Source organism: Rhodococcus sp. PvR044 (assembly GCF_040548995.1).
Lineage (GTDB): Bacteria > Actinomycetota > Actinomycetes > Mycobacteriales > Mycobacteriaceae > Rhodococcus_G > Rhodococcus_G oryzae.
The window spans coordinates 437,205-451,979 of record NZ_JBEPSX010000003.1 but is presented as its reverse complement, the minus strand read 5'-3'; the positions used below and the strand labels follow the sequence as shown (position 1 = coordinate 451,979).

12 protein-coding genes and 1 riboswitch are annotated in these 14,775 nt (G+C 69.3%); of the genes, 8 read left to right on the top strand and 4 right to left on the bottom strand.

What is annotated here, in order from left to right; all coding sequences use genetic code 11:
• The first annotated feature begins 46 nt into the window (after positions 1–46).
• Positions 47–1,126, top strand: a complete 1,080-nt coding sequence (locus ABIC28_RS10755; protein ID WP_097212942.1) for an alpha/beta hydrolase — start codon at positions 47–49, stop codon at positions 1,124–1,126.
• Here the strand turns inward: ABIC28_RS10755 and ABIC28_RS10750 are convergent.
• Positions 1,088–2,194, bottom strand: coding sequence for a glycosyltransferase (locus ABIC28_RS10750; protein WP_354578779.1), 1,107 nt, complete (start codon positions 2,192–2,194; stop codon positions 1,088–1,090). The two genes, ABIC28_RS10755 and ABIC28_RS10750, sit on opposite strands and share 39 nt — an antisense overlap.
• A 130-nt stretch (positions 2,195–2,324) precedes the next feature.
• Positions 2,325–2,440: riboswitch (cobalamin riboswitch) on the top strand.
• A 26-nt stretch (positions 2,441–2,466) separates the two neighbouring features.
• On the opposite strand from ABIC28_RS10750, the gene ABIC28_RS10745 reads away from it, so the two are divergent.
• The 3 genes from ABIC28_RS10745 (at position 2,467) to ABIC28_RS10735 (ending at position 4,069) form a co-directional block, all read left to right on the top strand.
• Positions 2,467–2,661 carry a CbtB domain-containing protein gene (locus ABIC28_RS10745; protein WP_027500515.1) on the top strand — a complete coding sequence of 65 codons (195 nt, stop codon included), beginning with the start codon at positions 2,467–2,469 and terminating at the stop codon, positions 2,659–2,661.
• Positions 2,652–3,461 (top strand): CbtA family protein, encoded by an 810-nt coding sequence (locus tag ABIC28_RS10740; protein WP_097212941.1) that lies wholly within the window; start codon positions 2,652–2,654, stop codon positions 3,459–3,461. The genes ABIC28_RS10745 and ABIC28_RS10740 overlap by 10 nt, the downstream gene beginning before the upstream one ends.
• A 158-nt stretch (positions 3,462–3,619) precedes the next feature.
• Positions 3,620–4,069, top strand: a complete 450-nt coding sequence (locus tag ABIC28_RS10735; protein WP_097212940.1) for a hypothetical protein — start codon at positions 3,620–3,622, stop codon at positions 4,067–4,069.
• A gap of 160 nt (positions 4,070–4,229) precedes the next feature.
• Here ABIC28_RS10735 and ABIC28_RS10730 read toward each other — a convergent pair whose 3' ends face one another.
• Entirely contained in the window at positions 4,230–4,913 is a 684-nt protein-coding gene (locus tag ABIC28_RS10730) for a DsbA family oxidoreductase (protein WP_097212990.1), read from the bottom strand.
• A 232-nt stretch (positions 4,914–5,145) separates the two neighbouring features.
• Between ABIC28_RS10730 and ABIC28_RS10725 the strand changes: the two genes are divergently transcribed.
• The 4 genes from ABIC28_RS10725 to ABIC28_RS10710 all read left to right on the top strand — a co-directional run bounded on the left by ABIC28_RS10725 (position 5,146) and on the right by ABIC28_RS10710 (position 12,476).
• Positions 5,146–6,591: an MFS transporter gene (locus ABIC28_RS10725; protein WP_097212939.1), complete on the top strand. Its 1,446-nt coding sequence runs from the start codon at positions 5,146–5,148 to the stop codon at positions 6,589–6,591.
• Between the two features lie 76 nt (positions 6,592–6,667).
• Positions 6,668–10,084 (top strand): ATP-binding protein, encoded by a 3,417-nt coding sequence (locus ABIC28_RS10720; protein ID WP_097212938.1) that lies wholly within the window; start codon positions 6,668–6,670, stop codon positions 10,082–10,084.
• A gap of 121 nt (positions 10,085–10,205) precedes the next feature.
• Positions 10,206–11,591 (top strand): FAD-binding oxidoreductase, encoded by a 1,386-nt coding sequence (locus ABIC28_RS10715; RefSeq protein ID WP_354578775.1) that lies wholly within the window; start codon positions 10,206–10,208, stop codon positions 11,589–11,591.
• Positions 11,592–11,642: 51 nt separating this feature from the next.
• Entirely contained in the window at positions 11,643–12,476 is an 834-nt protein-coding gene (locus ABIC28_RS10710) for a DUF5602 domain-containing protein (protein ID WP_097212936.1), read from the top strand.
• Positions 12,477–12,591: 115 nt separating this feature from the next.
• Here ABIC28_RS10710 and ABIC28_RS10705 read toward each other — a convergent pair whose 3' ends face one another.
• Positions 12,592–13,029 carry an OsmC family peroxiredoxin gene (locus ABIC28_RS10705; RefSeq protein WP_097212935.1) on the bottom strand — a complete coding sequence of 146 codons (438 nt, stop codon included), beginning with the start codon at positions 13,027–13,029 and terminating at the stop codon, positions 12,592–12,594.
• Between the two features lie 93 nt (positions 13,030–13,122).
• Positions 13,123–14,712, bottom strand: coding sequence for an MFS transporter (locus tag ABIC28_RS10700; RefSeq protein WP_097212934.1), 1,590 nt, complete (start codon positions 14,710–14,712; stop codon positions 13,123–13,125).
• Between the last annotated feature and the right edge of the window lie 63 nt (positions 14,713–14,775).

Genomic DNA, 14,775 nt, shown 5'->3' with positions numbered 1-14,775 from the left:
CCCGAATCGGGCAAACGCCCCTGGTCGAGCGGGTACGTTCGCACGTATGACCCTGGCGCTCGAAGCCGCGAGGCGGCACACGCTGCAGACCCTCCTGCGGATGCCCGCGGGCGTCCTCCGCCGCGTGGCGGGGCGGCCGGTGGAGATCGAAGGCAACGTCCTCGACCCCGAGATGCAGCTCATCCTCGCGTTGCAGAAGGTCGAGGGCGGGCCGTTCGAGGAGCGTCCGATCCCTGAAGGTCGGCGCGTGCTGCTGTCCAGTTCCAGGGTCGTCGGCGGCAACCTGCCGATCGGCGCGGTCACCGACCGCGACATCGACGGCCCGGCAGGCCCGCTCCGGCTGCGGATCTACACCCCCCGCGGCCTGACCACCACCTCGCCTGCACTGTTCTTCATCCACGGTGGCGGCTGGGTCTACTGCGACCTCGACAGCCACGATGCGCTGTGCCGTTTCCTCGCCGAGCGGGCCGGGGTGCGGGTCGTCGCCGTCGACTATCGGCTGGCCCCCGAGTCGCCCTTCCCCGCCGCGGTGCACGACGTCGAGGCGGCGTACTCGTTCGTGACCGCCAACGCGGCCGGCCTTGGCATCGACCCGGACCGGATCGCGGTCGGTGGTGACAGCGCGGGCGGCAACCTCGCCGCCGTACTGGCCCAGCGCGCCGCGCACGGGGAACTCGGGGTGCCGCCTGCGTTCCAGTTGCTGATCTATCCCGCAGTGGATTTCGCCGTCAAACGGCCCAGCCGGGCGACCTTCGCGAAATTCTTCCTGACCACGCGGTTCATGGACGTGGCCGACGAGAGCTACGTCCCCGCGGGCGCGGACCGGACCGATCCGCTGCTGTCACCGATCTACGGCGATCTCACCGGCCTGCCGCCCGCCTACGTCGTGACCGCCGGTTTCGATCCGCTGCGCGACGAGGGCGAGGCCTACGCCGAGAAGCTCCGTGCGGCGGGGGTCGAGGTGCAGTACGTCCTCGAGCCCGGGCTGATCCACTCCTTCGCGAACATGGTGGGCGTCGGCCGCTCGGGTCCCGAGGCGATGGGCCGGGTCGCGGCCGCGTTGCGGCTGGCGCTGTCCACCCCGCCCTCAGTTCCCCGCGAGCACCGAGAGCATCCCGTCGACTGACGCCGACCAGCTGAACTGTTCGGCCCGCAGCCGAGCGGATTCCCGGCGCGCGACCGCCGGGATGTCCAGCACCCCGGTGACGGCGTCCGCCAGCGCGACGCCCCGCCCGTGCGCAATCGCCCCGCACCCCGGGGTGATGATCTCGGACAGGGCGGACGATCGCGCCGCGACCACCGGCGTCCCCGCGGCCAGCGACTCCAGGGCCGACAGGCAGAAGGTCTCGTGCGGTCCGGGCGCCAGGGTGACGTCGGCGGAGGCGAACAGCGTCGCCAGCCGGCCGGTGTCGCCGATGAACCCGGTGAAGTGCACCGGCAGCTTCCGCGCCCTGTGCCGCAAGGCTTCTCGCTTCGGCCCGTCCCCGGCGATCACCAGCCGGATGTCCTGTCCCTGCCCGACCAGGGACCGGACCGCGTCGATGCTGCGATCGACCTGCTTCTCCACCGACAGCCGTCCGCAGTGCAGCAGCAGGCGTTGCGACGGCCGGGCGTAGTGCTCGCGCACGCCCTCGTCCCGCCGATCCGGATGGAAGAGCGCCAGGTCGACGCCCAGCGGAACGCGGAACAGGTTTCCCGCGCCGATCCGGACGAACTCCTCGGACGCGAACGCGGTGGTGCAGACCACCGCATCGAAGTTGCGCACCATCCGCGCGTTGGCGACGTCCGCCCACGACCGCGCCGTGCGCGGCGGCAGCACCTGCCCGAGCAGCCGGTCGAGTCGCTCGTGGGACACCACCACGCTCCGCACGTCACGCCGCCGCGCCCACTGCCCGAAGCCGCGCAGCGTCAGCCGATCCGACACCTCGAGGGCGGCCGGGCGCAGCCCCCGCACCACGTCGGCCACCCGGTGCGGATTGACGGCGCGATAACCACCGGTGGCGGGGATCGGCACCGCCGCAAGGGTGATCCGGAGGACCCCGCTCGGCATCACCTCCTCGGCATCGCGCCTGCCAGGAACCACCAGGATCACCTCGTGCCCACGTCCGCAGTAGCCGGCGCCCCAGTTGTGCAGCGCGGTGCGCAGCCCGCCCGATCGGGGACCGTAGAAGTTGGCCAGCTGCACTATTCGCACCGACCCATCGATCCCTGTCGGCATGGCGATCCCGCCAACAGTCCCGGACCGCCCGATGAAGTGCGCGCGAACGTCTCGCCGGTCGACCGGACGCGGTGCGATTGACACCACCGGCTGGCGAATGCGAGAGTGCGCTGGTAATAGCGATGGTTGACGGGAATCCGGTGAGAGTCCGGAGCGGTCGCGCCACTGTGATCGAGGCACACCCTCGACAGCCAGATACCGGGCCATCGCATGGGCTTTTTAAGGGACGCGGAATCCCAGGAGGAACCATGGCACTCGTACACAATCCCAGCACGGCGACCGATTCTGTCGGCATCGCGATGATCATCGCGGGCGTGGTCCTGCTCGCGATGCTGACCCTCTACCTGGTCGGCTTCGACCAGGGTGCGGTCTCGCGCACCGGCATGTACATGCACGAACTGATGCATGACGGTCGGCACCTGCTGGGCCTGCCGTGCCACTGACCGGAACCTTCAAGAACCTCCTCATCCGCGGTCTGCTGGCCGGCCTCGTCGCCGGACTGCTCGCCGGTGCTGTCGCGTTCGTGATCGGCGAACCACACATCGACGCGGCCATCGCGATCGAGGAGGCCGCGGCTGCGCCCGTCGAGCCGCACGGGCACGGCGCAGCAGCGACCGAGGCCGTGACCGAAGAGCCCGCTGGGCACTCGCACGGCGATTCCGAGGAGCCGCTGGTCAGCAGGGACGGGCAGCGATTCGGCCTGTTCCTCGCGACCAGCCTCGCCGGTCTCGCGCTCGGCGCCCTGTTCGCTGTGGTCGCGTACTACGCGCGGCGGGTCAGCGGCCTGTCCGGACCGATCCTCGCGCTGACCCTGGCCGGTCTCGGCTGGCTTGCGGTCGAGGCGGTCCCGTTCTTCAAGTATCCGGCGAACCCGCCGGCGGTCGGGGACCCGGAGACCATCAACAACCGGACCTGGCTGTGGCTGGCCGCGGTGGCGCTCGGCCTCGCCGCGGTGTCGATCGCCGCGTACGTGGCAAAGGTGGTGGCGGCCAACCAGTTCCTGACCGTCCGGATCGCGGCACCGCTGCTCGCCTTCCTGGCTGTGGCCGGAATCGGCTACCTGGTGCTCCCGGATATCAACGAGGTCGGCCCCGACTTCCCCGCCAGCCTGCTGTGGGACTTCCGGGTGTCCTCGCTGACGATCCAGGCCACGTTGTGGCTGGCGCTCGGCCTCGGGTTCGCGTTCCTCACCGAGCGCGCCGCGAAGGCGAGCTCCCGGTCGGAGGCGCTGACCGCCCGCTGACGGTCACCACGCGAGCGAAGTGGTGGATCCCGGTGATTGCACCGGGATCCACCGCTTCTTCCGTTGTCCCACACGGTCGACCGATACCGTGGGGTGAGCCCGGATTCATGCCACAGGGTGATGCCCGCTGCCGCTGCAGAGCGGCACGCTCGGAAACCATGACCACCACCGAGATCCGCACCCGCCCACCGCACCAGGTCGAGCTCTCCTTCACCCTGCTCTCCGTCGCATTGCTCGCGGGCATCGTCGAGGCGATCCTCCAGGCCGCTCGCGCGCTGGAAGAAGGCGGCGCGAGTCCGTCCGCGATTGCCGTCCAGGGCGCGATCCGGCTGGCGATCTACGGCGCGGTGTACGCGCTCGCCGTCGCGATGCGGCGCGGTTCGAACCCCGCCCGGCTGACCCTGCTCGTCGGCCTCGGGACGGTGGGAATCGGGTCGCTGGTCATCGAGCCGGCGGCCTGGCTGTTGTCCGCGAACGGATTCGACGTCGCGGACCTCACGGTCGCGTCGACCCTCATCGGTCTGGCGCGCACCGTCCACCTGATCGCGGTGGTCACCGGGCTCGGCCTGCTGCTGGGCGCGGGCGCCAGGAGGTACTTCGCGCGCTAGGGCGCGTCTCTCAAATCCTTCCGGATGCACCTGGTGAAGCGATCGTTGTCCGGCAAGGCGGAGGAGGAGCCGATACCGGGTTTGTATCGGCGACGACGACAACGCAGCTGGGCTGCGATCGGGCGCCAGGGGCGCCGTACGGGGATTTGGGAGACGTGCCCTAGACGGCGCAGGAGTCGTCGGCGCAGCTGCCTGCGTCGTCGCCGAGCACGGCGATCGCCCCGGACTGCGCGTAGGCCTGCTCGAGCAGCTGGACGAACACCTCGACGGGCTGCGCGCCGGAGATGCCGATCGCCCGATTGGCGGCGAAGAACGGCACCCCGGTGACGCCGAGCAGACGCGCCTCCTCGATGTCCGCGCGCACCTGCTCCGCCGCGGCGTCGGTCTCGAGCGCGGCGCGGATCGCGGTCGCATCGAGCCCGATCTCGGCGGCGATCGCGACGAGTTCGTCGCGGTCGTCCACCACGCGGCCGTCGGTGAAGTGGGCGCGGAACAGCGCCTCCATCACGTCCTCGCTCCGGTCCCCCGCGAGGTGGACGAGCCGGTGGGCGTCGAAGGTGTTCGCGGCGATCACGGTGTCGAAGTCCATCGTGAGGCCGTCGGCCGCTGCGGTGGACGCGACGTGGGCGAACATCTGCCTGATCTGATCGGCGGGCAGGCCCTTGTGCCGGGCCAGTGCCTCGAGCTCGCTTGCCCTGGCACCGACCGGCGTCTCGGGGGCGAGTTGGTAGGAACGCCACACCACCCGCACCCGGTCACGGTGCTCGAACTGTTCCAGTGCGGCCGCGAAGCGGCGCTTACCGATGTAGCACCACGGGCAGGCGATATCCGACCAGACCTCCATCACCACGGCGGGCTCGGTGGCGGATTCGGGCTTGTTGTTCGTTTCGAGGCTCACAGATGGTTGAAACGTCCACCATCCCGTTTCTGTTCCTCCGGTCAGACGGCTCGACTGGGTGCTCGGCGCATCCGGCGCGCGTCCAAGGATTTCGCCTGATGCAAGCCAAGCGTGCGGGCGCACGGTGGTGACGGTGCGAGCACGTCGCACCTCTCCCACGACAGACCGAGGACAGCCCATGCCAGTCGAGACCATTCCGAAGAACGCGGCCACGAGGCGCGCAACCCTGACCGTGGTGTGTGTGACCACGGCGATGTTGATGCTCGACATCGCGGTCGTCAACACCGCTCTGCCGTCGATCGCGACCGACCTGGACACGGGTGTCAGCGGACTGCAGTGGGTCGTCGACGCTTACACGCTGGCGTTGGCGACCGTGGTACTCAGCGCGGGGTCCTGGGCGGATCGTCGCGGACGTCGCCATGTGTTCCTGGTGGGAATCGTGCTGTTCACCCTCACCTCCCTGCTGTGCGCGCTGGCGCCGAACATCTGGGTACTCGACCTCGCGCGCGCCGCACAGGGGGTCGGAGCCGCCCTGCTGTTCGCCTGCTCGCTCGCGCTGCTCGCCGACGTGTTCGAGAAGGGGCCTGCACGCGCGACTGCGCTGGCCGCGTACGGCGCCACGATCGGGGGCGCGTTCGCGGTCGGGCCGCTGGTGGGCGGGCTTCTGACCGAGTTGGTGGACTGGCGCGCCATCTTCTTGATCAACGTTCCGATCGGACTGCTCACCCTGGCAGTCACGCTCCGGTGGGTGCCGGAATCGCGTGACCCGAATCCGCGCGGCGCCGACGTCATCGGACAGATTCTGGTCTGCATCGGGTTGGGGGCCGTCGTCCTCGGGCTACTGCGCGGCAACGAGGCCGGTTGGAGCGAGCCGGTGCCGGTGACCGCCCTGGTGGTCGGCGCCGCCGCGCTCGTCGGATTCGCCGGATACGAACGGCGCGCCGCCGAGCCGATGTTGCCCCCGCACCTGCTCGCGAACCGAGCGTTTGCGGGCGCGCAGATCGCCGCCTTCGCGATCTCGGCGTCGTTGTTCGCTGTGTTCGTCTACACCACGATCTACCTGCAGAGCATCCTGCACCTGTCGCCCGTCGCGGCAGGGTTGGTGTACCTGCCCGCGACGGTCGCCATGTTCGTGGTCGCGGGCGCCACCGCGAAACTCGACGGACGTATCGCCGTGTCGATCACATTGACCTGCTCGCTGATGTTGGTGGCCGCAGGCCTGGTGATGATGACCGTCGTGGACGTGTCCAGCTCGAAATACGCGATCCTGCCCGGATTCGTCATCGCGTGTGTTGGCGCAGGGGTGTTCAATCCGGTCATGAGCGGTTTGGTGCTCGGCGAGAGCACGGCCGACCACGCGGGATTGGCCGCGGGAATCAACGACGCGTTCCGCCAGACCGGCATCGCGGTGGGTGTGGCAGGCCTCGGCGTGTTCCTGCCCGCGCAGTCGATGCTGGGCGGGGGATCGCCGGAGGAGTTCGTCTCGGGACTGCACCGGGCCCTGTTCGTCGCCGCGCTCATTGCGGCGGCGGGCGCGCTGGTCTGCGCGGTCACGTTGCCCGCGCGTCGTTCCGCGCGTATCGACTCCGACGGTGAGCGTGAGGTCGTGTCCGCGCTTCGATGACCGTTTTATCGCGCATCGACGCACCTCGGTCCCTACACTCGAGCGGTCCGGAGTCGACAGTCGCGGGGGTGCGGGCATGATCTACCGGCTGCTCGGACCGCTGGAGGTGGCTCGAACCGACTCCGGCGGGCGAGTTCTCGACCTGGGACCGCGCAAGCAGCGCGCGGTGCTGGCGGTGCTGCTGCTCAGTCGCGGCCGGGTGGTGTCCACCGCCCGCCTGATCGACGCCCTCTGGGGTGACGACGCGCCTGCGAGCGCGATGGCGAGCATCCAGGCTTACATCTCCAACCTGCGGCGAGTGCTTCGCGTCGAGACCGGGGCCACGTCGCCGATCGTGCGGCAGCCACCGGGCTACGTCCTCGACGTCTCTGCCGACGAGATCGACCTCGCGACATTCCTCGACGATGCCGAGAACGCGCGGCGACTCGCGGAGGACGGGGTGTGGGAAGGGGCGCTCGAGACGGCCGATCGAGCACTCGCCTCGGTCCGCGGACAGCTGCTCGAGGATCTGAGTGACGAGCACTGGGTTCAGGTGGAGGCCGCCGGTTTCGACGAGGTACGGACCGAGTGCCGGGAGACCCGGATCACGGCGCTGCTCGCGCTGGGGCGGGTCCCACCCGCCCTCGTCGAGGCTACCCAGTTGTGCAGCGAATTCCCGTTCCGGGACCGCACGTGCTGGCTCCGAATGCTCGCCCTGCACCGGGCGGGCAGGTCGTCAGAGGCGTTGGAGCAGTTCCGCTCGCACGTCATCCGGCTCGACACGGAGCTGGGGCTCGTGCCGGGGACCGAACTGCACGCACTCCAGGGCGCGATACTCCGTCATGACCCGGGCCTGGCAGCGTGGCCACGTACACCGGGATGGACTGGGGCAGATCAGGTTCCACTGCCTGTGTCCCCGTCCTCCCACCATGACGCACCCGGATCGGGCGACGCGGCCGCGGCAGCGGAGCCGAGACGCGTGTTCGTCGGGCGCGGTAGCGAGACACACGTGATCGAGCGCATGCTCGACGATGTCCTCGGGGGATCGACACGGTGGTTGACGCTCACCGGCCCGGCCGGGATCGGGAAGACTCGGGTGGCCGAGGAGTGCGCGGCACGAGCAACGGCGGTGGGCGGGTCGGCGGTCTGGGCGCGGTGCCCGGAGGACGACGGGGCGCCGGCCTGGTGGCCGATACGCCGAATGGTGCGGGAACTCGGCGGCGAGGCGGATTCGGTGTTGATCCCCCCGACCGACGTCGATCCGGACGAGGCGCGGTTCGCCGTGTACGAACGGGTGCTGGGGGCGATCGAAACGGCGGCCGCAGGCAAGCCCGCGCTGACCATCGTCATCGACGACATCCAGTGGGCCGATCCGACCTCGCTGCGTTGCCTGACGTATCTCGTCGGGGCACTCCGCCACCGCGCGGTGTGGTTCGTGCTGACGCTGCGCGACTCCGACGCCGGGTCGGTCGGCAAACTCCTCGATGCCGTCCTTCGCGGGGAAGGCAACCGGCACGTCGAGGTGCCTGCACTGGAACCGAGCGAGGTCGAGGAGCTGGCCTGCCATGTCGCCGGTGAGCAGCTGAGCCCGGCCGAGGTGCGCGTCCTGACCGACCGGACAGGAGGCAACCCGCTGTTCGTCTCGGAGTACGCGCGGCTGCCGCGCGACGAGCGACTCGGTGACGGGATCCCGACAGCCGTTCGGTCGGTGCTGGGTCGACGGCTCGCGGCCGTGGAACCTGCTGTGTTGCAGGTGCTCCGAGTGGCCGCCGTGCTCGGTGACGCGATCGAGGTCGACGTCCTGGCCGCGGCGTCCCGCCTCGACATGGACACGCTGGCCGACTATCTCGACGACGCCGCCGACGAACGAATCATCGTGACAGCGCCCGGGTCCGCGGGCTACGGTTTCGCGCACGGATTGCTGCGGCACGAGGTTCTGCAGGCCATACCCCCGTTACGTCGACAGCGCATCCATGCGCGTGTCGCCGATATCCTGACGGAATCCTCCGATGCCGACCGATCCAGTCGGCGCGCCCAACACCTGTGCGCCGCACTGCCACTGGTGGATCCACGGAAAGTGCTCGACGCGTGCATTGTCGCGGCACGGGAGGCCACAGAACGATGGAGCTCGGAGACCGCGGCGCACTGGTGGGAGGTTGCAGTACGAACCTTCGACCTGCTGCCGGCATCGGAGCGCTCGCCCGACGATCGTGACGATCTACTGGTGGCCCGGGTGGAGGCACTGGCGCGCGCAGGCCGTGGACAGACGGTTCTCGACGTCGTCGAGGAGTGTCTGCTCGATGCGGTACGTGAGGGCCGCACCTCGGGTGCGGGCCGTTTGGCCGCCACCCTTCTGCGTGCTGCAGGGGCGTGGCCGTGGGTGTCGTACGGCCGGGATCCGGGGCCCCTGCTCGAACGCCTCGGAGCACTGGAACCGTTCGTCGCGTCCGATCGAGCCGCACATGCCCAGGTCCTCGCGGCGCTCGCCGTCGGCAGCTGCTATCACCCGGACGGGGAGGTGCCCGACGAGATGAGCCGCCGGGCACTCGAGCTGGCTCGCACCCACGGGGATCCGGACGTGGTGGCCGACGCATTGCTGGGACGGATACTCCTCTTCTCGGGGGTGGCGCGGCACAGCCGAGAATCCGTCGAATTGTTGACCGAACTCTTACAACTGCCACACGAGCAGTCGCGGGTCGACGATGTGATCGCGCACGCCGTCGCGAGCATGACGCAGATGAACCTCGCTGATACCGAGGCCGCCATCGCGCACGTGCGTCAGGGAATCATCGGTTGCGACCTGTTGCGCCTACCCGTGGTTCGAGTCCAACTGAGGTGGATGGAAGGAACTCTCGCGGAATGGCGCGGCGACTTCGAGCGGACCGCGCAGCAATACGACACGGCACGGCAGATTCACCTGCAAACCGAGTTGTACACCGCGGGCAGCGACGACCTCGCCGTGAACAGCCTGAAGTGGGCGCAGGGCGAGCTGGCCGACATGTCGCCGGGCTTTGTCGAGCCGAGGGCCTGGGATATCGCGATCGCGGCGGCGAGGGGGGACCGGCGGGCCGCGGCCGACGGCATTGCGCGCTGGACGTCGGATCCGGGACCGAACGTGTGGACCACACTGGGACACCAGACGTTGATCGCTCACGTGATCGCCGACCTGTCCCTGTCCGAGTATGCCGACCTGTTTCTCGGACTCCTCGCACCGTTCACGGATCGGATCGCGACCGTCGGGCAGGTCGGGGTCGTCGGGACGGTTGCGGAGGCGGTCGCGCGTCTGCACTCGATGCTCGGGCAGACCGACCAGGCATCGGCGCTGTTGGAGCAGGCCGAGCAGATCGGGGGCCGGACGTCGGGTGCGCCGACGCTGCTGCGATGCAGACTGCTCCGCGCGCAGCTCGCACCCGACTCGCCGGAGCGCGCCGCTGAGTTGTCCGCCATTGCGGAGGAATCCGAGCGCCGCGGCATGCGCGGGCTGACGGCGCAGGCACGGTTGCTGCTCGTCTGACCTCGGGCCGCCGACTTGGTGGAATCTTGGATCCGCGGTCGTGCTCGTCGCAAGAACCACCCAAGAGGGCCCGGACATTCTTCCTTCACGTCCCGAAAGCGGACAACGAAAGGAAGTTTCGATGGAGCTCCAGACCTCTGCAGCCGATGCCACCATCGCGTCGTTGCGTGCACATCTCAACGGATCGGTTTCCCTTCCCGGCGAACCCGGCTACGAGTTGGCCACGCCGTGGAACCTGGCGATCCCGGTCGCACCGCGCGCGGTCGTCGCGGTGGCCGACGCGGACGATGTCGCGGCGACCATGCGCTTCGCGGCACAGCACGGTCTCCGGGTCGCCGTGCAGCGCACCGGGCACGGCGCGGTCGCACTTCGCGATGACGTTCTCCTGGTACACACCGGGCAACTGAACGGGTGCTTCGTCGATCCCCTCGGCCGCACCGCGCGAGTCGGGGCCGGGACGATCTGGCAGGACGTCCTCGACGCGGCGGCACCACACGGCCTGGCACCGCTGACGGGTTCCTCCGCCACCGTCGGAGTCGCAGGCTTTCTCACCGGAGCCGGAATCGGGCCGCTGGTACGGACCTACGGACTGTCCTCCGACCAGGTGCGGGCGTTCGACGTCGTGACCGGGGACGGCGAGAAGCTGCGTGTCACCCCCGACGAGCATGCCGAACTGTTCTGGGGCCTGCGCGGCGGCAAGGCAACTCTGGGGATTGTCACTGCGGTGGAGATCGATCTGCTTCCGATCACCCAGATCTACGGTGGTGCACTCTATTTCGACGGTTCGGATGCTGTGGATGTTGCCCATGCGTGGCTCGACTGGTGCCGCGACCTGCCCGAGCACAGCTCGACGTCGATCGCGTTCCTGCAACTTCCCGCGTTGCCGCAGGTTCCACCGCCCCTCGCCGGCCGGCTGACGCTCGCCGTGAGGTTCGCGAGTGTCGCACAAGAACACGAGGCCGAGGACCTGATCGCGCGACTGCGCGCGGTGGCAACGCCACTGATCGATGCCATCGGTGTGATGCCCTATGCGGCGCTCTCCGCGATACACGCCGATCCTGTCGACCCGATGCCGGTCCACGAGTTCAGTGGCCTCACCGGGCCGCTGTCACACGAGGCCGTCGACGCCCTGCTCGCGGTGGCAGGACCGGGTTCCGGATCGCCGCAGACGGTGATCGAGCTCCGACTGCTCGGTGGCGCGTTGGCCCGCGAACCACGGCACCGCAGCGCCTTCTGCCATCGAGATGCCTCGTTCGCACTGATGGGTGCGGGCGTGCTGACTCCGCCACTCGCACAGTCGGTCGTCGAACACGCTCTCGTCGTCGAACAGGCGATGGCGGCGTGGACCACCGGAGCGACCCTGCCCAACTTCGCGGCCAGCGCCGACCCGGAACGGATCGCGCGGTCCTACGACGAGGACACCGTTGCTTGGCTCAGCGCCCTGGCAAACGAGCACGACCCGCGCGGGGTCCTGCGCATCGGTCAGGTCGTGCGCACTCCGGCGTGAACCCGCAACCGCGAGACTGCACGACCGACCACCGCATCGAGAGGCTTCACCATGACCACAATTCGGACTGCTGCCCGCATGACGGTCGCGGCGTGCGCGACCGCATTGCTCGCCGGATGCAGCGCACCGTCGCATTCGCACGCGCATGGTGGGTCGACCGGCGCTGCCGGTGCCGCCACGGGCACCCAGTTGGGCGAGGAGAGCCCACTGGGGCTCGGAACTTCCAGGACCTACGTCGTCAGTGACGATGCCGGACGCCCCACTGAGGTCGGCATTCGGATCTCGGAAGCCGCACTCGACGGGCTGCCCGACGGTCCCGATGCGACCACTCAGATGTCGATGCTCGCGTTGCCATCGGACGCACCCGACACGGGTTTCGATCACGTCATGCTCGACTGGAACCCCCACGGCCACGAGCCGGCGGCACTCTTCGGCAAACCGCACTTCGACATGCATTTCTACACGGAGGCCGTGCAGCACGACATCGATCCCACTGCACCGGATTTCGCACGGCAGGCGGCGAATCTGCCTGATCCGAAATACATTCCGCAGGGATATGCACCCCCACCGGGGCCTGCGGCGGCGAATGCGGTGCCCTTCATGGGACTGCACTGGACCGATGACGCAGACAACGCGGTCCCCGGGTCCTTCGACTTCACCGAGGTGCTCCTCACCGGATCCTGGGACGGGAAGTTCACCTTCATCGAACCGATGATGACGCTGGAATGGCTGAAGACCCGGCCCTCCTTGCGCGAGGACGTGAAGCAGCCGGCCTCGTATCAGAGCACCGGCTACTACCCGACCGTCTACTCCGTCCGCTTCGACGAGCAGGCACGCGAGTACGTCATCGCGCTCGGCGGCCTGACCATGCGTCAGGCGTCGTGAGTCATCCGACCAAGGGCATCGGTCGTATCGGTCGCGTGGGGGGGAGGCCGTGTGCGGGCGCCGGATGCACCTCGAGGGGTGGTGTTCTCGTGCACCCGCGCCCTGCCACTACCCGCTAGGTGACCAGCGCCGCATCGAGGGTGATGGGGACCCCGGTCAGGGCCTTGCTCACCGGGCAGGTCTGCTTGGCGGCCTGCGCCGCCGCGGCGAATCCGTCGGCGTCGAGTCCGTCGACCTCGCCTCGGACGGTGAGCGCGATCCCGGTCAGCTTGAATCCGGGGTCGTCGGGTCCCAACGTCACGTCCGCGGTGATCTCCAGGCTCTGCGGGGTGCCGCCCGCCTCGGCGATCAACGCGGAGAGCTGCATGGCGTAGCAGGACGTGTGCGCCGCGGCGATCAACTCCTCCGGGCTCGTGGTCCCGTCGGCATCGTCGGCGGCACGCTTGGGGAACGAGACCTCGAAGGTGCCCGCACCGGAACTGCTGAGTTCGACCTGACCGGACCCTTCCTGCAGGGTGCCGTTCCAGGCCGTGCGGGCGGTGCGTGTCGGCATGAGTGTTCCTTCCGTCAGGCGAGAGTGCGGTCAGGACCAGTGTTCCCCGGGTTCGCGCCCCGAACCACCCGAATCCGGCACCCGATCCCGGCGCTACACGCCGCTCGGCTGCTCCGCGGCGGTGTCCACCTCGTGGTAGCGCGCCAAGAGGGTTCGTTCCTCCTCGCGCTTCGGGAACGCGAAGAAGACCAGGACGGCGCCGACCAGCACGATGAGGATCGCCGCCGCGTACGCCTTGGTGTCGCCGTCGAGGAAGGCCGACCGTGCCGCGGTCATGATCGGCTCGGCGTACTGCGGATACCGCTCTGCGATGTTCGCGGCGCCTGCGAAGGACTTCTCCAGGGTGGACTCCACCTCCGAGCTGACCTGGCTCGCCTCTGGCGTCGCGTTGAGGGCCGCGGTGAACGAGGCCGTGTAGCCCGCTGTCAGAAGCGCGCCGAGCACGGACTGGACGATGGCGCCGCCGAGGTCGCGCTGCAGATCCGCGGTGCCTGAGGCCATCCCGGCCCTGGACACCGGAACCGAGCCGGTCAGCGACCGGGAAGCAGGCGTACCCGCGAGCCCAACCCCGATGCCGAGGAAGATGTAGCCGAGCGCGATCTTCCAGTACTGTGCGTCCTCCTTCCACAGCAGCAACGCCACCACCAGCCCCGCCAGGATTGCCGTGTACCCGAGCAGCAGGGTGAACCGGGCACCGTGGGATTCGACCAGCTTTGCCGACTGCGGCGCGACCAGCACCATCACCGCGGCTGCGGGCAGCCCCGCCGATCCCGCGGCGAGCGTGGAGTACCCCAGCACGTTCTGCATGAACTGCTGGCCGATGTACATCGTGCCCATCAGGGTTCCGAACACCACGATGCCCGCCACCGCGGCCACCCAGAAGATCCGTCGGCTCGCGATCCGCAGGTCGAACAGGGGCGCGGGTGCGCGCAGCTGCCGGAACACGAAGACCACGCCTGCCGCCAACGCGATGATGAGTAGCCCCACCGCGGTGGCGCCCATCCCGTCGACCGGCGCGAAGTTGATGCCGAGGACCAGCGCGGCGACGAGGACGACGGACACCATGCCGCCGAGATGATCGACGGGATCGGTGGACTCGTTGACGTGGCTGGGTACGAAGGTGATCGCCAGGACGAGCGCGATCAACGCCAGCGGCAGCGTGATGAAGAAGACCGAGCCCCAGTCGAACCACTGCAGCAACGCCCCCGACGCGAGCGGCCCCAGCGCCGAGATGCCGCCGCCGATCGACGACCACAGCGCGATCGCCTTGGTCCTCGCGGGGCCGGACCACAGCGCCGTGATCAGGGCCAGCGTGGTCGGGAAGGCCAGCCCCGCGCTGATTCCGCCGAACAGCCGAGCCAGGAACAGCACCTCGACGCTCGGCGCGAAGGCGGCCACCAGGCTGGCCGGTATCGACAACACCATGCCCAGCACCAGCATCGTCTTGCGGCCGTACCGGTCGCCGAGGGCGCCCAGGTACAGCACCGACGCCGCTAGACCGACCGAGTAGCCGACCGCGATCAGGTTCAGCTGGGTCTGGCTGGCGTCGAACGCCTTTCCGATGTCCGGGAGCGCGACGTTCGCGACCGCGAGGTTCAGGTTCGCCACGGCGGCGACGGTGATGAGCGAGAGCAGGACGAGTGGGGCCCGCGAGGGCCGGTCTCCTGAGGTAGTGATCGCCACCCGCCAAGTTCACACCAAACCCGGGCCCGCCGCCCTATCGGCGCGCCCACGTGGCCCTTCGGG